Annotated in this window: 16 protein-coding genes; 1 reads left to right on the top strand and 15 read right to left on the bottom strand. The window is 43.0% G+C overall.

Features of this window, described 5'->3' with window-relative positions; all coding sequences use genetic code 11:
• Positions 1-17: 17 nt before the first annotated feature.
• The 3 genes from ACNURT_RS07950 to ACNURT_RS07940 all read right to left on the bottom strand — a co-directional run bounded on the left by ACNURT_RS07950 (position 18) and on the right by ACNURT_RS07940 (position 2593).
• Entirely contained in the window at positions 18-359 is a 342-nt protein-coding gene (locus ACNURT_RS07950; RefSeq protein WP_370997610.1) for a DHCW motif cupin fold protein, read from the bottom strand.
• A gap of 18 nt (positions 360-377) precedes the next feature.
• Complete coding sequence (locus tag ACNURT_RS07945) at positions 378-830, bottom strand: deoxycytidylate deaminase (RefSeq protein ID WP_370997609.1); 453 nt, start codon at positions 828-830, stop codon at positions 378-380.
• A 92-nt stretch (positions 831-922) separates the two neighbouring features.
• Positions 923-2593, bottom strand: coding sequence for an MFS transporter (locus tag ACNURT_RS07940; protein WP_370997608.1), 1671 nt, complete (start codon positions 2591-2593; stop codon positions 923-925).
• Positions 2594-2763: 170 nt separating this feature from the next.
• Between ACNURT_RS07940 and ACNURT_RS07935 the strand changes: the two genes are divergently transcribed.
• Positions 2764-3420: a LysE family translocator gene (locus tag ACNURT_RS07935; protein ID WP_370997607.1), complete on the top strand. Its 657-nt coding sequence runs from the start codon at positions 2764-2766 to the stop codon at positions 3418-3420.
• 167 nt (positions 3421-3587) lie between these two features.
• Here ACNURT_RS07935 and ACNURT_RS07930 read toward each other — a convergent pair whose 3' ends face one another.
• From ACNURT_RS07930 to ACNURT_RS07875, 12 genes are all read right to left on the bottom strand, one after another.
• Positions 3588-5495: an amidophosphoribosyltransferase gene (locus ACNURT_RS07930; protein WP_419701270.1), complete on the bottom strand. Its 1908-nt coding sequence runs from the start codon at positions 5493-5495 to the stop codon at positions 3588-3590.
• A gap of 112 nt (positions 5496-5607) precedes the next feature.
• On the bottom strand, positions 5608-5973 hold the full coding sequence (locus ACNURT_RS07925) for a hypothetical protein (protein ID WP_419701269.1): 366 nt from the start codon (positions 5971-5973) through the stop codon (positions 5608-5610).
• A gap of 23 nt (positions 5974-5996) precedes the next feature.
• Positions 5997-7973 carry an amidohydrolase family protein gene (locus ACNURT_RS07920; RefSeq protein ID WP_419701268.1) on the bottom strand — a complete coding sequence of 659 codons (1977 nt, stop codon included), beginning with the start codon at positions 7971-7973 and terminating at the stop codon, positions 5997-5999.
• A 440-nt stretch (positions 7974-8413) separates the two neighbouring features.
• Positions 8414-9034 (bottom strand): alpha-ketoglutarate-dependent dioxygenase AlkB family protein, encoded by a 621-nt coding sequence (locus ACNURT_RS07915; RefSeq protein ID WP_419701267.1) that lies wholly within the window; start codon positions 9032-9034, stop codon positions 8414-8416.
• Between the two features lie 360 nt (positions 9035-9394).
• Entirely contained in the window at positions 9395-10702 is a 1308-nt protein-coding gene (locus ACNURT_RS07910) for an ammonium transporter (protein ID WP_419701266.1), read from the bottom strand.
• 104 nt (positions 10703-10806) lie between these two features.
• The gene (locus ACNURT_RS07905; RefSeq protein WP_419701265.1) at positions 10807-12306 is read right to left on the bottom strand and encodes an NADH-quinone oxidoreductase subunit N; all 1500 of its coding nucleotides are present in this window, start codon (positions 12304-12306) and stop codon (positions 10807-10809) included.
• Between the two features lie 352 nt (positions 12307-12658).
• Positions 12659-14656: a mucoidy inhibitor MuiA family protein gene (locus ACNURT_RS07900; RefSeq protein WP_419701264.1), complete on the bottom strand. Its 1998-nt coding sequence runs from the start codon at positions 14654-14656 to the stop codon at positions 12659-12661.
• Positions 14657-14662: 6 nt separating this feature from the next.
• Positions 14663-16267 (bottom strand): complex I subunit 4 family protein, encoded by a 1605-nt coding sequence (locus ACNURT_RS07895; RefSeq protein WP_419701263.1) that lies wholly within the window; start codon positions 16265-16267, stop codon positions 14663-14665.
• Between the two features lie 163 nt (positions 16268-16430).
• Positions 16431-18533 (bottom strand): NADH-quinone oxidoreductase subunit L, encoded by a 2103-nt coding sequence (gene nuoL, locus ACNURT_RS07890; RefSeq protein WP_419701262.1) that lies wholly within the window; start codon positions 18531-18533, stop codon positions 16431-16433.
• Between the two features lie 187 nt (positions 18534-18720).
• Positions 18721-19026, bottom strand: a complete 306-nt coding sequence (gene nuoK, locus ACNURT_RS07885) for an NADH-quinone oxidoreductase subunit NuoK (RefSeq protein ID WP_370997596.1) — start codon at positions 19024-19026, stop codon at positions 18721-18723.
• Positions 19023-19571: an NADH-quinone oxidoreductase subunit J gene (locus tag ACNURT_RS07880; RefSeq protein WP_419701261.1), complete on the bottom strand. Its 549-nt coding sequence runs from the start codon at positions 19569-19571 to the stop codon at positions 19023-19025. Before ACNURT_RS07880 ends, nuoK begins: the two co-directional genes overlap by 4 nt.
• Positions 19568-20155: a 4Fe-4S dicluster domain-containing protein gene (locus ACNURT_RS07875; RefSeq protein WP_370997593.1), complete on the bottom strand. Its 588-nt coding sequence runs from the start codon at positions 20153-20155 to the stop codon at positions 19568-19570. The genes ACNURT_RS07880 and ACNURT_RS07875 overlap by 4 nt, the downstream gene beginning before the upstream one ends.
• Between the last annotated feature and the right edge of the window lie 194 nt (positions 20156-20349).

Here is a 20349-nt window from a genome sequence, read left to right as displayed (position 1 = left end):
TTTCGAGTCAGGTCTGTTCAGGGTTTTAAAAAGTCTCCATCTATAATTAACAGCTTTACACCATCGGTGGATACCGACCGGTGCGAGCTCAGATCGTCCGATACGATATAGGTCATGCCTTTGGCTAAGGTAAAGGCTTCGCCGTTCTGTAATTCACTGACGAACTCACCTTCCAAACAATGTACGATATGGCCCTTCTGACACCAATGATCGGCCAGGTAACCAGCAGAATATTCCACCAAGCGCAGCCTAAGACCATCAAGCAGTAATGTTTGCCAGAATGCGGTGCCGGTTTCGCCCCGATGTTCTGTTTTCTCTACTGATGACCAATCAATAGTTTGAAAAGGTATATTGTACATGTTTGAGAATTGAGCGATTTAGCCTGCAAACTTTTCTGCCTTAACGCCAAAGTGGTTTAAAAAATCAACCCCTTCATCGCTGGCTAAACCTTTGTATTCGGCGTATGATTTATCAAAATATACGTGCTTAATACCGGCCGAAAATATAAGGCGGGCACATGGCAGACAGGGCGACAAGGTGGTATACAATGTAGCTCCTTCAAGTTTAGCGCCATTTTTTACAGCATATAATATAGCGTTTTCTTCGGCGTGCAGTGCCAGAGAACAGCTCCCTTTTGAATCACGGGGGCAGCCCTCGCCGGGCCATTCCTCGTCGCAATTATGGGTATGTGCAGGCGGCCCGTTATAGCCAATGGATATAATACGGGTATCACGGGTTAAAACAGCGCCTACCTGGGCTTTAACGCAGTGTGAACGCTTGGCCAGATCAGTGGCCAGGTTCATAAAAATATGATCGAAACTTGGTTTCATGTAGTTTATTGGTTCACTCGTTCATTGGTTCATTAGGATTGGCAAATTTGGCACCAATAAACTAATGAACCATTGAACTAATGAACTAAATATTAATGTCCGCCCGAAACTTCCACATGGTCAAGGTCGATACCCTGGCTGCGAAGTTCACGGCTCACCTTCCAGGCAAAATACGCAAGGTAAGCAAAACCTATTACCGGTACAATATAGGAGAAATGGATACCGCTCATGCCTGGTACAACGTTACCTGCACCATCGGCAATTTTACCTTGCAGTGGCGGAATGATCGAACCACCCAGGATCATCATGATTAAAAATGCCGAACCCTGACTGGTGTACTTACCCAAACCGGTAATGGCCAGCGAGAATATGGATGGCCACATGATAGAGCAGCATAAACCACCGCTAATGAAAGCGAAAGTGGCTACCCTGCCGGTAGTGAACAAACCTATCAGCATAAATATAACGCCCAGTATACCCAATACAGATAAGGTACGTGTAGGCTTTTGCCGGCCAATAAAGAAAGCCACAATAAGTACGGCCACACAAACCGCGTAAACATACAAGTTACTTACGTTTACACCGGTAACCGCATTTACCAGTAATACCAGGCCAAACGCTACAAACGGAACAAGAACGTATAAAACGTATTTGGTTGATGTTGAAAGATTGAACGCCCCAATTGAACCTGCAAAACGACCAATCATTAAGCTACCCCAGTATAAAGATATATATGGCGCAATGTCCGACTCATTGAACGATCCAAACTCAGGTGTTTTTAGTAAGGACCCCATGTTACTTTGAATAGTAACCTCGGTACCTACATAGGTAAAAATAGCCAGCATACCCAAAATCAATTGCGGATATTGCATAGCGCCCCAGCCTTCTTTACTTTGTTTAGCGGCAAAAATAGTCCCTACAAGGGTAAATACGATAATAGCTAATGAAGCGTAAACAAAATACTGGCTTTTAATTATGTCGACTACGTGTTCTGGATTAGATGACAATAGTTTATTAATAGCAGCACTTAACGGATCGGCCGCAAGTATCAATAAAAACGCCAAAAACATTACGAAAAGCGGAGTATTCGCTTTTTTACTTGATTCAATTTTCTCGTCGCTGGTAACCTTTGGCAGATTTGAAAACCAGAAGAATACAGCTACGGCTATAAATAAGGCCGCCAGCATATAGTAAAGGTTATTAATAGACGATATTTTAACCTCTGGCTTAACCTCAGAATTTGCAGTACCAAACAAAACAACGCTCACTACAATCGGGCCTAATAAGGCGCCTATATTATTGATACTACCGGCAAAATTCAAACGATTGGAGCCTGTTTCGGCAGGGCCTAAGGCTACCACAAAAGGGTTCGCGGCAGTTTGCTGCAAGGAGAAACCAACAGCAATGATAAAAAATACGGCTAATATAAACCCAAAAGCACCGCTGGCAACAGCGGGTATCATACCTAATGCACCTACAGCCGATATAACTAAACCTAAGATAATACCATTTTTATAACCCAACTTATTCATGATATCAACCTTACTGGCTTGCGAAGCAAAATAAAGTATCAATGAGCCTATAAAGTATCCTCCATAAAAGGTAAAATCGATCAACTGTGATTCGAATTGAGTGAGATGAAAATGCGTTTTACAAAATGGTATAAAGATACCGTTAGATGCGGCTAAAAAGCCCCAGAAGAAAAACACAGTAATCAGCGTATATAATGCCGAACTGTAATTTTTATTGTCTTTTTGTTCCATTTTTAAGTTTAGTTATACAGAATGTATTTTGAATCGCTAAACATAATTCAATTTTTGTAAATGTTATTATTCTTTTTCAAATTAAATAAATCACAATTTTAAGTTTCGTTGTTTAAGAGATAAAATTGCATATTCGCATGGTTCAAAATTTTGGAACATAAGCCTAAATAATGATAGAAGCTGTTATTTCGGGATTGGGGATAGGATTAGTGTTAACGTTTTTGACTGGCCCGGTCTTTTTTGCTCTTATTAAAACCAGCATCGAAAAAGGTTTTCATGCCGGTGTGGCATTAGCACTCGGCGTAGTTAGCAGTGATGTGGTTTTCGTGGGAGCAATTTTATTTGGCTCTCAATATTTTGATATATCTAACCATACCAAAACCGTAGCGGGTGTGGTAGGCAGCATTATATTATTTAGTGTGGGTATACGCTACCTGTTTAAAAAAGGCGAGGTGAATTATGAAAACAAAGTTCCCTCGGGTATTAATCGTGCAGGCTACTTTTTGAAAGGGTTTTTGATGTGCATTTTTAACCCCACTCTCCTATTTCATTGGATCACCGTGATCGGTACCGCGAGTACTGTTTTTCATGAAGGTGTAGCACATCGCTCCTTTAAAATCGCGGTAATGTTTGCTACCGTACTCATCGTACAGTTCGGGATGGATGTTACCAAAGCTTTTTATGCCAATAAACTGCGCGACAAGATCTCCGTTAAACTGGTTCATCGCCTTAATGAAGTAGCAGGTATAGCACTGATCATAGCTTCATTAATATTGGTGGATAAACTTGTAACCCACTTTGTATTTTCTGCTCCAGCGGGGAGTTAGCCCCCTTCTTTAATTATTGAATTAGTGATTTAGTGAATTATTGAGTTTGTTATTTTTCTTCTCAGTTAGCAGTTAAGTTTCAGCTGAAATCGGGTATAAACAAAAAAGGCGATAAGTTTTTCAACTCACCGCCTTGAATATCGTATTCCCCTTCAGAGGGCTATGGGTTACATATAAGCCCTTTGGTTTTTACCTTCCATCCAGTTTACAAAGGCACGATTAACTACTTTGTTACCGCCTGGGGTTGGATAATCACCGCTGAAATACCAGTCGCCGGTATGATCCGGACAGGCTATGTGCAGGTTATCTAAGGTTTGGTATAAAACCTCAACCTTACATTTAATATCTTTTGGCGTGATGATCTGTGCTATACGATCGGAGATCTGCTGATCGGTAAATAAAGAGTAGATCTCTTTTACGTAATTCTCAACATCTTCTTTTGGCAATTTGGCGCTATCCTTACATTTCTGGTAAACATCCAGAATAATATCTTCGCGATCCATCTCTTTCAACAGACTGATGGCTGCTTCAAAAGCTACGAACTCGCCCATACGCGACATGTCGATACCATAACAATCAGGGTAACGGATCTGCGGAGCAGATGAAACTACCACTACTTTTTTGGGACCTAATCTGTCCAATATTTTCAGGATACTTTGTTTCAGTGTAGTACCGCGTACAATCGAATCATCCAGTACTACCAATGTGTCGGTATTCTTTTTGATTAAACCATAAGTGGTATCATATACGTGGGCTACCATCTCGCTGCGATCAGCATCCTGGGTAATAAAGGTACGCAGCTTCACGTCTTTAATGGCAATTTTCTCCACCCGCGGTGCCATCTGCAATACCTCTGTCAACTCTTCTTCACTTATCTTATCCTCGCGGTTAAGCAGTTTATCGCGCTGGTACTTTTTAACGTATTTATGTATCCCCTCAACCATACCATAAAAGGCAACCTCTGCAGTGTTGGGGATATAAGAGAATACGGTATTTTTAATGTCGTTATTAACCGCGTTCAAGATCTGCGGACAAAGCAACCTGCCTAATTGTTTACGCTCGCGGTAGATGGATGAATCGCTGCCGCGTGAAAAATAGATTCGCTCAAAGGAGCAGGCCTTCTTTTCCAGCGGTTCGCTGAACATATCCTCGGTTATTTTACCATTCTTTTTAACGATAAGTGCATGACCAGGACGGATCTCTTTGATATCTTCAACAGGTATGTTGAAGGCGGTTTGGATAGCCGGGCGCTCTGAAGCGGCAACAACTATCTCATCATTATAGTAATAATATGCAGGACGGATACCCACCGGATCGCGCATAACGAAGGCATCACCATGCCCAATAATACCGGCAATAGTATAACCACCATCCCAGTTTTTGGCTGATTTGCGAAGGATCTTGGCTACATCCATATCATTGGCTATTAGCTTACTGATCTCCATATTATCATCCAAGCCTTCACGTTTGTACTGATCAAATAAGCCTTGATTCTCTGTATCCAGGAAGTGACCTATTTTTTCCAAAACGGTTATAGTATCAGCTCTTTCCTTAGGATGCTGCCCCAAGGCATATAATTGCTGCAATAACTCATCAACATTGGTCATGTTAAAGTTACCGGCAATCACCAGGTTACGGGTCATCCAGTTGTTTTGCCTTAAAAACGGGTGACAGCTTTCGATGCTGTTTTTACCATGGGTACCATAACGCAGGTGCCCAAGCAAAACTTCACCGGTAAAGCTTACATTTTCCTTCAACCATTCGGTATCAGCCAGTTTTTCAGGGCTTTCTTTCTGAATATCCGCGAATTTCTTCTGGATGTATTCAAAAATATCAGCAACAGCATTTGATGCCATTGACCGGTGCCTGCTGATGTACCGCTTGCCAGGCTCAATATCCAGTTTAATGGTAGCAACTCCCGCACCATCCTGGCCGCGGTTATGTTGTTTCTCCATTAAAAGGTAAAGCTTGTTCAGGCCGTACAGAGCTGTTCCGTACTTTTTCTGATAATAAGACAGTGGCTTTAAGAGGCGGATAAATGCCACACCGCATTCATGTTTAATCTGATCGCTCATGATTTGGAATGAGGCTGCAAAGGTATCATTTTATAATGAACTATCCCCATATCAATTGTCATTAAAGGGTAGTTTGTGGATAAGTTACCGCAACGTTAATTTTTTGTACACATCATTTACCCCTCCGGGGATAGAAAGATTGTGTAATTTCTATTTTTCCAATAATGTGATCATTAAAATCCTCCAACTCTTCGGCCGGAACCCATAATTCATTGTGAATACGGCCGCCAACATTCTGTACTTCGTATTTTTTTAAGAAATCTGCAGGCAAACTAAATTTGGTAACAAAACCCGATCCTGATGCTGGGACATTCCAATCCTTTGCTATCTGTATAGCATAATCCTCATTCATCACAGGGTAAAAGATTGGTTGCTCAGCTAATCTCTTCGGGAATCTTTTCCAATCAAACTCTTCTATCAATTTAAGTTCCTTAGGTCCAACCGGTCGGTATAACGTTATTATTTCGTTTGCTTGCACCTTACTAATTTAAGTAAACTATCCTATTTTGCAAAGCCGACCATCTGGTGCAATTTTACCGGATCATAAACCCGACCGCCTTTTATAACAACCGAAACATTACGTATATCCCTGATATTTTTTACCGGGTCGCCATCAATAATGATCAGATCGGCTTGTTTGCCTGCTTCAACAGATCCGGTTTGCTTATCCATCTTCATCACGGTGGCCGGCACAATAGTAGCCGTTTTTATAGCCTGCGCTGGTGTAAGTCCGGCTTCCACATAAAGCTCTAACTCCCTATCAAGACTATAACCTGGAAAACCCATATCCGTACCGGCTACAATGGGTACACCTGCATCATACAGTTTCTTTACCGCCTGTTTCATACTTGCCATTAATGGCTTGGCTTTAATGGCCTGCTCCGGCTCCTCACCCATGTTTTTAAATAACGACTGCAACGGTAAAGGCAAATTATAAAATGCAGGCTCCAATTGAGTTATATCATCTTTTAAGTTACGGAAGAAAAGCTCATAAACGCCTACTGTGGGGTCGATAACCACATGGTGCTGTTTGATAAAGTCAATAACGGCTATGCTCTTAGGGTCATCAAAATCAACAGAGCGATCTGCATTTCGTTTCATAATCGAATAAACATACTGAATGTGATTCACCATGTTCATCCCCGAATCAACGCCCTGCTGCAGGGTCATCCCATTGGGTATGTGCCCGGTTACCGTCAATCCAAGACGGTGGGCCTCATCACAAATTACCTTCACTATTTCCGGTTTTACCGAACTGTATATTTTTATCTGGACAAAACCATTCTCTTTATAGCGGTCGACTGCCTTTATGGCTTCTTCTTTGGTATCGGCCTGTATAATTCCCAAAGCCATTGGACCTTTACCGTCAATAATACCGGCTTTTAATATGTTAGGGCCAATACCTTTCTCGTTATCAATGGCATCCTTAATCGCGTTGATATATTCAAACTCATTACCGCAATCCCTAACGGTTGTAACTCCGGCGGCCAGGTAAGCCGGCCCCCACTCAGCCTGTTCAAAATGGGAGTGCATATCCCATAAGCCCGGTAAAATAGTTTTGCCCTTAGCATCAATCACTTTTGCACCAGCCGGAATGGTTACCGATCCGGCTTTTCCGGTTCGTACAATAATGCCTTTACTAATGATTATAACCGCGTCCGGAATAATTGTACCAGTTACCACATCGTATAAGTTGCCGCCCGTTACAGCTATTGTTTCATCGGCTGTGCCGGCTTTCCCGGTGGCTTTTGCAAACAACTGCATGCCGTAAGTAGCCGCCTTGCTGATCAGCTGAGGCAGTAATGCTTCATACTGGGCACGCATCATTTCCAGCTTATCACCTTCCGCGTCATTAGTGATCAGGCAGATCAGGTTGCCTTTACTATCAGCCCAAAGCAATTCATTACCCCAAACCAAGCCGCTGATGGTGAACCGGTCGAGGGTTAATGAACTACCATTAAAGCTGAGTTCATCCGTTCCTTCATTTTTTATTTGAACCGAACCAAATGGTAGAGTGTGGATAATTTCGGGTTCATGTTGTTTTTTCCAGTACTGAAGCAGCACCTGCTGTACTGTTCCGGGCGAATATCCGGCTACAGTAAAGCTGGAGGGTAATACCTTTTGCGTATAGGATGAGTCATTAACCCGGATAGAGGCTTCGCTGCCATGTATGGTAATCTTATCATCTACCTTGGAGAACCTGGAAGTACTGCCTTTTATAGTAAGTTCCAGTGGATCATTGACGGGGTTTACTTTTAACTCTGCCGTTAAAGGCACCGGCGAACCCCGGTCAACAAATTTAAAGTCGATGCTATATTGGATGGCATCTTTATATTTATGCACCACATAGGTTTCTTTACCTATTTTCTGCGCAAACTTGTGCAAAAAGAAAGTGCCGCTATCCGCGGGAATATTAGTTTGGGCCTGTGCATGTACAAAAAACAGGGAAATAATAATAAACAGGATAGGCTTTTTCATAGATGGAAAGGTATAGTAACAGGTATAATAAATGTACGACGAAATTTAAAGATAACTAAAAAATAACTTTTATACTGGCGAATTTGCGGAGCGTACGACATCAAGAAAATCCGGAGAGTACTGACGTCGCAAAACTTTTTAAACCTTAAATTTTAACAAATTTCCGGTCGAAAACAGCGTAAAAACAGTTAAAAATTCATTTAAAACCATCGATTTTAACACTTTTTAACAAATTTCAACACGATTTTGATGCGTTTTAAAAACTTTAAAAAGCATTAAAATATTTGATTGTCAAATAACTAAATACAAAAAAATTCATTTTTGCATCTCTTTTCCCTTAACAAAACAGCCCGGTTTTCTCTTTTTCAGAAAAAACCGGGCTGGTATTGACATAAAGATACGAAAATTAACGCTTAAATCCAACCGTCTTAAAAGCCCTGTTAATATATAATATCCCTGAAAGTAATATTGATACGAGGGCCCGCCTCGCTGGTAGTTTTAGGGACCTGGTGCAGCCAGTGGTGCTGCGTTTCGCCCTGCATAATTAACAGGCTGCCGTTACTGAGCGCTATGGATACTTTGGCGTTTTTCTGTTGCTTGTGTTTAAACTGAAAAGCGCGTGTAGCCCCAAACGATGCCGACGCTATAACCGGGTTACCGGCCAGTTCTTTTTCATTATCGCTGTGCCAGCCCATGCTATCTTCGCCATTACGGTAAAAGTTAAGCAGGGCTGAGTTAAACTGCTTATTGCATTGCTGTTCGGCGGCTTCTTTGATCTGGAGCAATAAGGGGGTAAACGGCAGGGGTGTATTCACTACGCCGGAGTAAGTATAAACTTTGCCACTATCGGAATACCAGGAAGTAAGTCGCGGAAAATTGACCGATTTCCCATAGATCTTCATCTTATCCTGTTTCCAAAGAATGGTATGTTTCAACTCATCAAACACATTGTAAACACCGTCCTCCTGGTAAAAATTGGGATATAAGAATACCTCCCCATCAAACGGCAAAAGGTTATGACGGGCAGGGCTAAATATATTCAATTGATTATCGGCGATCATTTTTTAAATAGAGGCAAGAATCAAGAGCCAAGAAACAAGACAAGGCTCCATGAGTTCCACATCTACAAATTTAGACAAGGAATATGGATCACAGTTTAATATGATACACATACTTGTTATTTTTTTCCAGCGCTGTTCGAAGTCTCCTGACTTCGAACAATTATGCTGGTAGTTTGCAACTACCGATATTGCTTCATGTAGTCTAAAGACTACGAACATAGTCGTCCGAAGTCAGAGACTTCGAACAGCGTGTTTTTTCTTTGCTCCCCAAATCCTTATTCCAAAAATCCTTACCCCAAAAAAAATCCGGCTTTGCAGCCGGACCTCTCATATTTATGTAATTGGTTTGAAATTCAATAATTATAGCTTTTCGCCATGCTGGCTGATATCCAGACCTAAAACTTCGTCTTCGGCCGAAACCCTTAATGGCGATATCATATCGGTAATTTTAAGCAACAGTAAAGAGCCAAAGAACGAGAATATGGAAACACAAATCAAAGCCACCAACTGCACTATAAACAAATGTGTTTCACCAAAAAACAGGCCATTACCGGTTGTATTGCCCGCGTTTACATGCTGGTTGGCAAAAACGCCGGTAAGCAACATACCTACCATACCGCCAACGCCATGGCAAGGGAATACATCCAGCGTATCATCAATAGAAGTACGGGTGCGCCATTCCACCACCAAATTACTTACTACAGCCGATATAATACCAATGGCAAGTGAATGCGGCACGGTAACAAACCCGGCGGCTGGTGTAATGGCTACCAGGCCCACTACAGCACCAATACAGGTACCCATAGCTGAAGGTTTGCGTCCGCGCAGCATATCAAAAAATATCCAGGTAATACCGCCCGCGGCAGATGCTGTTGTACTGGTTGCTAAAGCGGTAACGGCTAAAGCGTTGGCGCCAAATGCTGAGCCTGCGTTAAAGCCAAACCAGCCAAACCATAACAGTCCCGTACCGATCATCACATAGGTAATACGTGCAGGTGAGTGGTTAGCCTCGTTACGGCGTTTTAAATAGATGGCCGAAGCTAATGCCGCCCATCCGGCCGACATGTGTACTACGGTACCGCCGGCAAAGTCCAGCACACCAAATTTGGCCAGGATGCCATCAGGGTGCCATGTACAGTGTGCCAATGGCGAAAATATAAATATCGAGAACAAGCAAAGGAAAATGATGTAGGAGTTGAAACGGATCCGCTCAGCAAAAGCACCGGTGATCAACGCTGGAGTGATGATAGCGAACTTCAGCTGATACATAGCAAACAACAGCAGCGGTATGGTTGGCGCGGCTTTCCAGGTGGCGTTACCCAGCATACCCTTCATCATAAAATAGGTGGAGGGGTTACCGATGATACCATAAATGCTATCGCCAAAGGCCAAACTAAAACCAAATATGCCCCACAATACCGTAATGATCACCATACAAACGATGCTCTGCAACATGGTTGATATCACATTCTTTTTATTAACCATCCCCCCGTAAAAGAAAGCAAGACCCGGCGTCATGATCAAAACCAGGGCCGTCGACATCAACATCCAGGCAATATCGCCGGTATTAAAATGAGGATCTCCGGATTTTTTGAATTCTACAGAAGGAAAAAGAAAAGTGAGTACTAAAATGACAAGAATTACTAAGAAAGGAAAATACCGCTTCATGGAAATATTAGAATTGCTTTGTAAAACGGCCTGAAAGTATGATTTTAATTATAAAAAAACGAAGAATATTAAGTTTTTGTTAAAAAATTACGAAAATTGAAAAATTAGAGGAATTGAAGCACCCAATGAGGAAAAATACCAAGCAAAATCAGGATAAAACTTATGAATATTGATAAAACAAGCAAATTCACAGATTTTTTGTTGCTTATTTCGGCCATTTCCTTTCTTTTCAAAAATAAATTCAAAGGGATCTTGATGTAGTAAAACAGCGAAACAACCGTAGTTAAGGCCCCGGCAACCATCAGCAACATTAACCAAATGTTATGGGTTTGCTGATAAACACCATATACTGCCGAAAACACAAACAGCTTCCCGGTAAAACCGGCGGTTACCGGTAAACCGGTTAATGAAATGAGGATGATCACAAAGCAAACGGATGCTATTGGGTATTTAAGACCCAGCCCGCGATAGTCTTCCACATCTTCGGCACCGGTTTCATTGGAAAAATAAGTAGCCAGCGCCAAGGCGCCAATATTCGCCAGCGCGTACACCAGTAAATAATATGTTAATACCGATACACTTTGTAATGATAGAACAACAACCGCCATCAGCGCGAAACCCGTATGGCCAATGCTGGAGTAGGCCAGCATCCTTTTAATATTGGTTTGCAGCACCGCTGCGAAATTACCGGCAATCATGGTAATAATACCGATAACAGAAAGCGCCATGCTTAGATTAAAGCCTATCCAAAGCCCGGTAAACATAAAGGGCGAAAGGAAATTGATGAGCAAGGCAAAGGCAGCTATTTTAGGCACGGTTGACAGATAGGCTGTAACCGGAGTACTTGCTCCCTGGTACACATCGGGCACCCAAAAATGGATAGGCACAAAGGATAATTTAAACCCAATGCCTATTAAAATCAGGATCATAGCAAAGGAGGTACTAATGGGATTAACACCCGACAGCTGCTCAATGGTATGATGGAATATAATATCCAAAGAACCGCTAAAGCCATATAATAACGAGATACCATACAGCATCATAGCTGATGACGCCGCCCCGAACAATACATATTTTAAACCGGCCTCGGTACTGAAAGCATTTTCTGTACGATAAGCCACCATGAGGTACGAGGCTATAGAAACCATCTCGATAGCCAGGTAAATAGATAACAGATTTACCGCCATCACCATTAAATGTAATCCGAATATGGATGCTATGGCTATAGAATACAGATCAGACAGACCCTTTTGATGACCGTTGAGCTTATTGTCCAAGGTAAAATATAACAACAGGATAAACGACAGCAGATCAATGATCAGTTTAAAGAATATGCCGCTGCGAATAAGCAGCAGCATATTACTGAATATCAAATGCCCGCCGTCAACCACCAGTGCAAACTGTTTCAGGTCAAGGTACATCACCAGTACTAAACCTGCGCAGGCTACTATCCGGCATAGTTTCAGGGAGTGCTTACCAAATATCAGGTCGGTTATCATCACCACAATAAACAGCGCTGCCAGGTAAACCTCGGGCATAAAAAAGGCTATGCTGCCAAAAACAGATGATAGAGACGCGGATATATGGGGTAGCAGATCGTGCATTTAGTTTATTATTATTTTTTTGTATCCCCTCTTGAGAGGGGGTGCATTGGGTTAAGCAATGGCAGGGGTGTGTTATTCTAAAAGCTCGTTATCTATTATTCGGCTTCCATAAACACACCCCTCCGCCCCTCTCAAGAGTAATAGCCCATCATTAGACATTTGTTCAAAAAAGGGTGTCATGCTGAGCTCGTCGAAGCATGGTGGGCAGGCCTCTGCGCACGCCCTTTCGACAAGCTCAGGGTGACAGCCCCTTTTTAATATTATTTGTCCGTTATGTCTACTCATGGGCTATTACCCTCTCAAGACGGGATTCCCACTATTCCTTCCCGCATAAATTGTTATCTTTTTATTTTTATTGAACTATTACTGATTGATTTTTAGGGTACTTAACCTGGTATTTTAATTGTATTTTTTTATTGTCCTGCGAATTTAGCATGAAATTCCAGGAAAGCTTGCCTGTAAGGGCATCCAATTTTGCACCGGAGATCTCCTGCTGATCAACCTCGATGGCTGAATTTTGCGAAACCGGTACCTGGTCTTCTACCAATAAACTCACCGGTTGCGTTTTGCGATTCTTCACCTCGATGAGCCAGTTGCGCGTTTCTTTTTTATTGGAGCCGAATGATTGGCGCTCGGTAAGATCTTTTTGCAAGGTACGGGTCACCACAATGTTTTTATCGGCACCTAAGGACAGGTTTAGCGTATCTGCCGTAGCCTGCGTATTGATCAGCGATTTACCGATAAACGTCCCCTCAAAAAACAGGTTGGCCTCGCCCGAAAGGAAATTATACTTATTCCAGTTGGTGAGCTGCGCGGTTAAAAACACATCGGTGCTTACCTTGGGGGCTACAAAATACAGGTAGCTGGCATTCAGGTCAAACTGACCAATCTCTACAGCATATTGTTTACCATCGCTCGGTACAGAATATGGATTGGCGATATTAAACTCCACATTGGTTTGGTTTTCAACCGGTTTAACTTCTACCGGGATAGATTGTACACTGGCTACGCCGCGTATACGAACGCCCGGCGCAATGCTGGCTACGGCTCCGGTTAAACTACGTTTATATTCGGTTGCATAGCCTCCTACTACTACCTCACTCAAATTATTGGCCGAAGGCGACATCGTAACATTGATGAGCGGCATATTGGCCGGTCTTTCCACTGCTTCGTACCCAATGTAGTTAAAAGCAAGATCCGGGCTGTTTGGCGGTACCTGCAGGCTATAAAACCCCTGGGCGTCGCTAACTGTACCGATGGATGTTCCTTTAATCCTGATACTCACACCGGGCAAGCCATTACTTGTACCGGCTTCAAATACCTTACCGGTTACTTTGGTAATAGGTCCGCTTTTGTCGGTGGAATACATACCCAGGCTCAAATAATTGGGTGTAAGCTCGGGTTTGTTGCCACTGATGGTTGGATTGCCGGTAGATAGCGTTACTTTAATATTTTTCCAGTCTTCGCCGCTTTGTTGCGATACATTGGCTTTATAGGTGATACTGATAGGGCTGTTTACGTCTTTTGCCCGGATATCATAGGTTGGGTACCAGCTGGCATTTTGCACCACGTAGTTCAGGGTAAAGGTTGATTGCAAAGCACTTTTAGCCGATATCGTTACCAAAACGTTGCTGGTTATTTTGCTGCGACCGTTAATGATACCTGCTATTCGCTGATTGATCTTGTTCAGTTCCTCGGTTAATGCAGTAACCTGATCATTGATATCCTGTTCTTTTTGTTTTATTTCGGTTAAGCGTGCTGTTTGAAAATCAAGCGCCTGCTTTAACTTGATAACATCCAGGCCGTTCTTTTCGCCGCCGCCCACCTGGTTTTTGCCCAGCATATTTTTCTCTTCTTCGTAAACCGGGATCAGACTATTTTTTAAGGCAATTTTATAATTGATGGCTTTTGACTGGGCTTCCAGGTCGTGGATCTCCTTTTGTTTAAGCTCATCGTTGGCGTTATCGAGCTCCTGCTTAACAGAAAGGATGGTAAACTCTCCACCGGCACTCACCTGCAAACTCTGTACATCCATACCAGGCGACATATTACCGAACACCAATGTAGAAGTACCCGAGCTCACACTGACCAGGGCTGTGCGCGTTATTTGCGCGCCATTTAAGAAAACGGTAACCTTTTGAACTTTAGACGCTATTTTTTGTCCTTCATCGGCTTGGGATGCCAGCGCCATAAAAAGAAGGATTGCGGCGGTAGATAATTTTTTGAACATCATGTTTTCGGTTAAATACATATCATCTGTTAATTGGCCCGCGCCCTGTATTAAACCGGCGGGGTAAACTAAAGATGCATGGCTATGCATTTTTCCATAAAAGCATTGATGCTTATTCACCATTATTTATTTAAGCTGTAAAAACTGAACGAAGGCCAGCACCGAATCATTGATCTTATCAAAAACCAGCGAGGGCATAATACCTAAAGCCAGGGCTATCAGCGCCAGTGGGGCCAGTGTTAATTTCTCGCGCAGGTTCAGGTCGGTCAGAGCTATCTTCCAAACGTGGCCCCCTTTTAATGATTCGGTACCGAAAAACATGCGCTGTAACGTCCATAAGAAATAGGCTGCACTCAGCAATATACCTACTGAGCCGCAAACGGCCATCCAGTAAGGCAACAAACCATTTACCGATGGCGATTTAAAGGCTCCGGTTAAAGAAAACGCCTCGGCCACAAATGCCGAAAAGCCCGGTAAGCCCAAGGACGCGAAAAACGCGATCATCACAAAAGCAGTGTATTGCGGCATCAGCGTGCCCAGTCCCCGGAAATGGTTGATGCCACGGTCGTGCACCCGGTTGTACAATACGCCCACTAAAAAGAACAGCATGGTTGATAAAAACCCGTGGCTCACCATTTGCATTACAGCCCCGCTCACACCTTCGGCGGTTTGGGAGGCGATACCTAACAGTACAAAACCCATGTGCGATACGGATGAATAAGCGATCATCCGTTTCAGATCTTTCTGGGCCAGAGCATTGAAGGCTCCATATAAAATGGAGATCACACCGAGCAGTCCCAGCCAGAACGCGCCGGTAGTGGCTACTTCCGGGAAGATGCCTAAACAGATACGGATGATACCATACCCTCCTATTTTGAGCAGGATGCCTGCCAGTATGATAGATACCGGGGTTGGCGCTTCTACGTGCGCGTCGGGTAGCCAGGTATGCAGGGGCACAACCGGCACTTTAATGGCAAAGGCGATAAACAAGACCACAAAACCAACCGTGCGAGCCGGCATGCCCAATATGGTTTGATGACCGGCTATAGAGAATATAGATTGTCCGCTGTAATTAGCCGGGTTCATCATTTGAATGATGTTAAACGTATGATTACCTGTTGCAGGATCGGTAACCGAAAGGTACAAGCCCACCATCACCAGCAGCATAAATACCGAACCGAATAAGGTATACAGGAAAAACTTGATAGCCGCGTATTCCCTGCGCGCGCCGCCCCACATCCCGATGAGGAAGTACAGCGGTAACAGCATCAGCTCATAAAACAGGTAAAACAGGAAGAAATCGAGCGCGCAGAACACACCGATTACGGCCATGTCCAGCAGTAAAAACAACAGGAAAAACCCTTTGAGGTTACTCTTGATCTCCCATGACGACAGCGTAGCGATAACCAATACCAGTGAGGTCATCACCAGCAGACTGATGGACATACCATCGATACCTACAAAATAATCGATCTGCATTTTGCCCATGCTGCCCAGATTAAGGGAGATCCAGGGGAGTTTTTGTACAAACTGAAACTGATCTTCGTGATTAATACCACCGTAAGCCGCGCCCGTTTTAAAATGCAGATACATCCATATACTGATGCCTAATTGTATAAGCGTGGCCGTTAGCGCGAGGTACTTAAAGCTGCCCCGCACAGACGACGGCAGCACCATAATGATAAGGCCGAACAGTACAGGTACCAGTAATAGTAAGGTTAATATATTCATGCGAATTAAATATCAGAGTCAAGAATTAAGAATCAAGAGATAAGAGTCAAGAATCAAGAAAATAATAGTTGGTAATTATATTCCAATTTTAACCAGCCTCCCGGCTCTTGATTCTTGACTCTTATCTCTTGACTCTTATCTCTTGATTCTCTCTCTTCTTTCATCATATCAGTATTTTTAAAATAAACAATAGCAGTACAATTACCAGCATGCTAAACAGGTAATACTGTACTTTACCGCTTTGAAACTTACGTGCAAAATTGCCAATACTTTGCACTATAGCGGCTAATAAATGCAAAAATCCGTCGACGATATACTCATCCGTCCAGGCGGTTAATTTGGCTACAGCGCCGCTGATGCGCGCCAGCAGATGTAAAAAACCATCCACAACTGTACGGTCGATCCAGAAGCAAACGCTTCCCAAATGCAATACCGGGTTTACAATAGCGCGTTTATATAAATCATCTATATACCATTGATTGTAAGATAAGCGGTAGAAATATCCTCTTTGGGAGAAGGCGAAACCACCGTCCCCTGCATATATACGATAAGCTGCAAACAATACCAGCAAGCTGATCAGGTTAACACTAATAGGTATCAGGCTATGGTATATACTCTCACCGGCGGTACGGGTTGATGTTTTTAAACCCTCAAACAACCAGGCATGCTCATAGGAGAATGGATTAAAGGAAAACAGCGGAAATAAACAGCAAATAGCCAGTAATACCAAAGGCAAAGTATACGGCCAGTTGCCATCGCTCAGGTGAAGTTTAACATCCGGATTATTTTTAAGCAGACGGAACTCGCCAAAGAAAACTTTAAATATGAGCCGGGCTACATAGAATGCGGTAAGCCAACTGGTCAACAGGGCCATCAGCGGGATAATCTTAAACCAGGCATTATGGCCGTCGCTCCATTCAAAGGCCTGGATCAGGATACCATCTTTTGACAGATAGCCAGAAGTAAGCGGCAAACCCACCAGGGCCAATGCTCCTATAACAGCTGCTACAAAAGTAATCGGTAGTTTTTTACGCAAGCCACCCATGTTAGAGATATCCTGTGGATCGATATCCAGGTTGTTATCATCCTTAATGTGCTGCATCTGGTGGATCACAATACCGGCTACCAAAAACAGCAAGCATTTAAAAAACGCGTGTGTAGCCAGGTGGAATAGCGATGAAGCATAAGCCCCTACCCCCATGGCCAATATCATAAAGCCTAACTGCGATATGGTAGAGTAAGCCAGGATTCGTTTGAGATCGTTTTGTGTAAGCGCGATGGTTGCCGCCATAAACGCTGTGAAGCAACCGATACAGGCTAGTATGGTGAGCTCGGTTCCGGTGAACATGGGGTACACCCGGCCCAGCAAAAATACACCGGCGGCCACCATGGTTGCCGCATGGATGAGGGCTGATACCGAGGTGGGGCCTTCCATCGCATCGGGCAGCCAGGTATGCAGCGGAAACTGAGCCGATTTGGCTGCTACAGCTAAGAAGATACCGGCGCAGGCCACATATTGCCAAAGGGCTGGTAATGCGGTCATTGTTGCATGTCCCCAAACAGAGCCTACTGAATCAGGCAAGTGATTTGGAGCCAAAGTCCATTTTCCATCCTGTACACCCATGAGATGCGCCAATCCGTTTTGGCCAAATATGGTATCAATATCAAAAGTATGGAATTGAGCAAACAGGATAATGATGGCGCTCAGCAAGCCGATATCACCTATCCGGTTCATGATGAACGCTTTTTTATTGGCTTGCACGGCCTTATCCTTCGTAAACCAAAAACCGATAAGCAGATATGACGAAAAGCCCACCAGTTCCCAAAAGGCGTAGAACAGTATCAAACTATCCACCACCACCAAGGCCAGCATACTGAAACAAAAGAAACTCAGGTAGGTAAAATAACGACTATATCGCTCATCATGCTTCATGTAGGCCGTTGAATAAATATGTACCGGCAAAGCGATAACCGACACCAGCAACAACATCAATACCGAAAGATTATTAAGCAGGATACCAGCATAAACCTGGGTTTCACCAATGGTGAACCAGATGCGCTGTGCATGTACCTGCGGATTATTCCATACCGTTGCAAATACCCTGGCCGATAATACACAGCTTAATAAAATGGCTATGGTTGAGATCCAACCCGCCGCTTTGCTTTTTACGGGCATACAAAAGTTTATCAAAGCAGCAAGCAGCGGCAATGCTACGGCTGCAACCGTATAGTTTAAACTTTGTATGGCGTGTAAAAAGTTGTCCAATTTATATTAGTATAAGTAGTTAGTATCAAGTATCACGACTTTATCTGTCAATCTTTTGTTCATGTTTTTATATTTTTTAAATCATATATCTTTTTAAATACTTAAACTACTGCTTTCCAAATCTTTAATTCTTTAAAACCATGCATTTTCTGTCTTGATACTTGATACTAACTACTCGATATCAAACTCAGTCCCTCAATTTATTAATATCATTTGGATCGATGGTTTTGTACCGGCGGTATACGTTCAGGATAATAGCCAGTGCAACTGCTGTTGTAGCTGCTGCAAGCACAATGGCAAACAGGGCAAATATTTGTCCGCTGTTATTTACTTTATCATATTTACCAAAGGCAACCAGATTTAAAATAGCAGCGTTCAGGATCAGTTCAATACCTATCAATATTTGTATGGCATTGCGTTTAGAAACGGTCATGTACAAGCCTATGCAAAACAGGGCTGCGCTTACTACCAAAAAATCCGTTAGTGTGATCATGCTTTGCCCTCCTTACGTGATAAATGGGCCGCCCCTACCAAAGCTACCAACAATAGGATGGATATGGCCTCAAAAGGCAACAGGTACCGGGTCATTAAATTCACCCCGATATTATCGATCATGATATCTTTAGGAGTAATCTCGTTTTTAAGGCTGATCGCATCCCTAACCCATGGCAGATTATTCGCATCAGCTTTAAACAGCACATTAATCAATACAATAAAAAATGCAGCTGCCAAAAGTACCGCGGGCAATTTCTTCATACTAAAAAACTTCCCTTCCTGTTTTTGCAATACGTTCAGGGTTTCTTTTCCAGAAAGCATAAAGGCAAACAAAATAAGCACCAGTATGCCTCCTACATAGATCACCACCTGGGTTACGGCCACAAAATCGGCCAGGGCCAGCACATATAAACCGGCCAGCGAAAACAGGGTAACAAAAAATACAAATATGCTGCGCACCAGATTTTTGCTGGAAGCCGCGTACAGTGCAGAAACTATAGCTATAAAACTCAGAAAATAAAAAAGTACACGTACCAGGGTCATGCTTCGCCCTCCTTTTTTTGCATGGCGGCCAGTTTAGCTGCCTGCTTTTCGGCTTGCTGCTGATCAAACAAGGCTCGTTTTTCGGCAGCAACTTCCGGCGGCATGTCCGAGAACTGATAGGTGAGATCGCTCAGCTGAAATACCGTTTTATCATACTGGTTGGTCATCACGATGCACTCGGTAGGGCACACAATAGTACACAGGCCGCAATACATGCATTTGGCCATATCGATATCAAACTTGGCGGCATACAAGCGTTTGGTGGTACCATCAGATGTTTGCCCGATGGCTTCCGTGGCTTTGATCGATTCGATGTCGATACAGTTCACCGGGCATACTTTGGCGCACAGATCGCAAACGATACAATCATCCATCTCCACATCCAACTGATAACGCCCTACTTCGGGAACGGGCAATTGTTGCTTGGGATATTGAATAGTGTTGGTGCCTTCCAATTGTTTAAAGTAATTATCGTCACTTACGGTCGTGATCTTTCTGGCCGCATTGGAGGCAAAAAGATGCTTCACGGTAAGGCTTAAACCTTTCCATGCCGTAGTAAAACCGTTAATTAATCTTTTAAACATCGACCGTTGATTTGTATGATTACGTTGATTTCGCTGATTTTTTTGAATCTTGATTTTGTCTGAACCTTGATTTTGAACTATTATTTATTTTTATTGGTGTTCAAGAGGGCTTCGCCGTTTATTGGATTCAGGGATTATCTTGATTCTTTCTTTTTATTTGTTCTTTATTTTCTGTCCTTGTTCCAAAAGTCTTT

Origin of the sequence: Mucilaginibacter sp. NFX135, assembly GCF_048565145.1 — a bacterium.
Taxonomy (GTDB): Bacteria; Bacteroidota; Bacteroidia; order Sphingobacteriales; family Sphingobacteriaceae; genus Mucilaginibacter.
The sequence above is the reverse complement of the archived record's forward strand: the minus strand, read 5'-3'. Positions and strand labels throughout refer to the sequence as shown.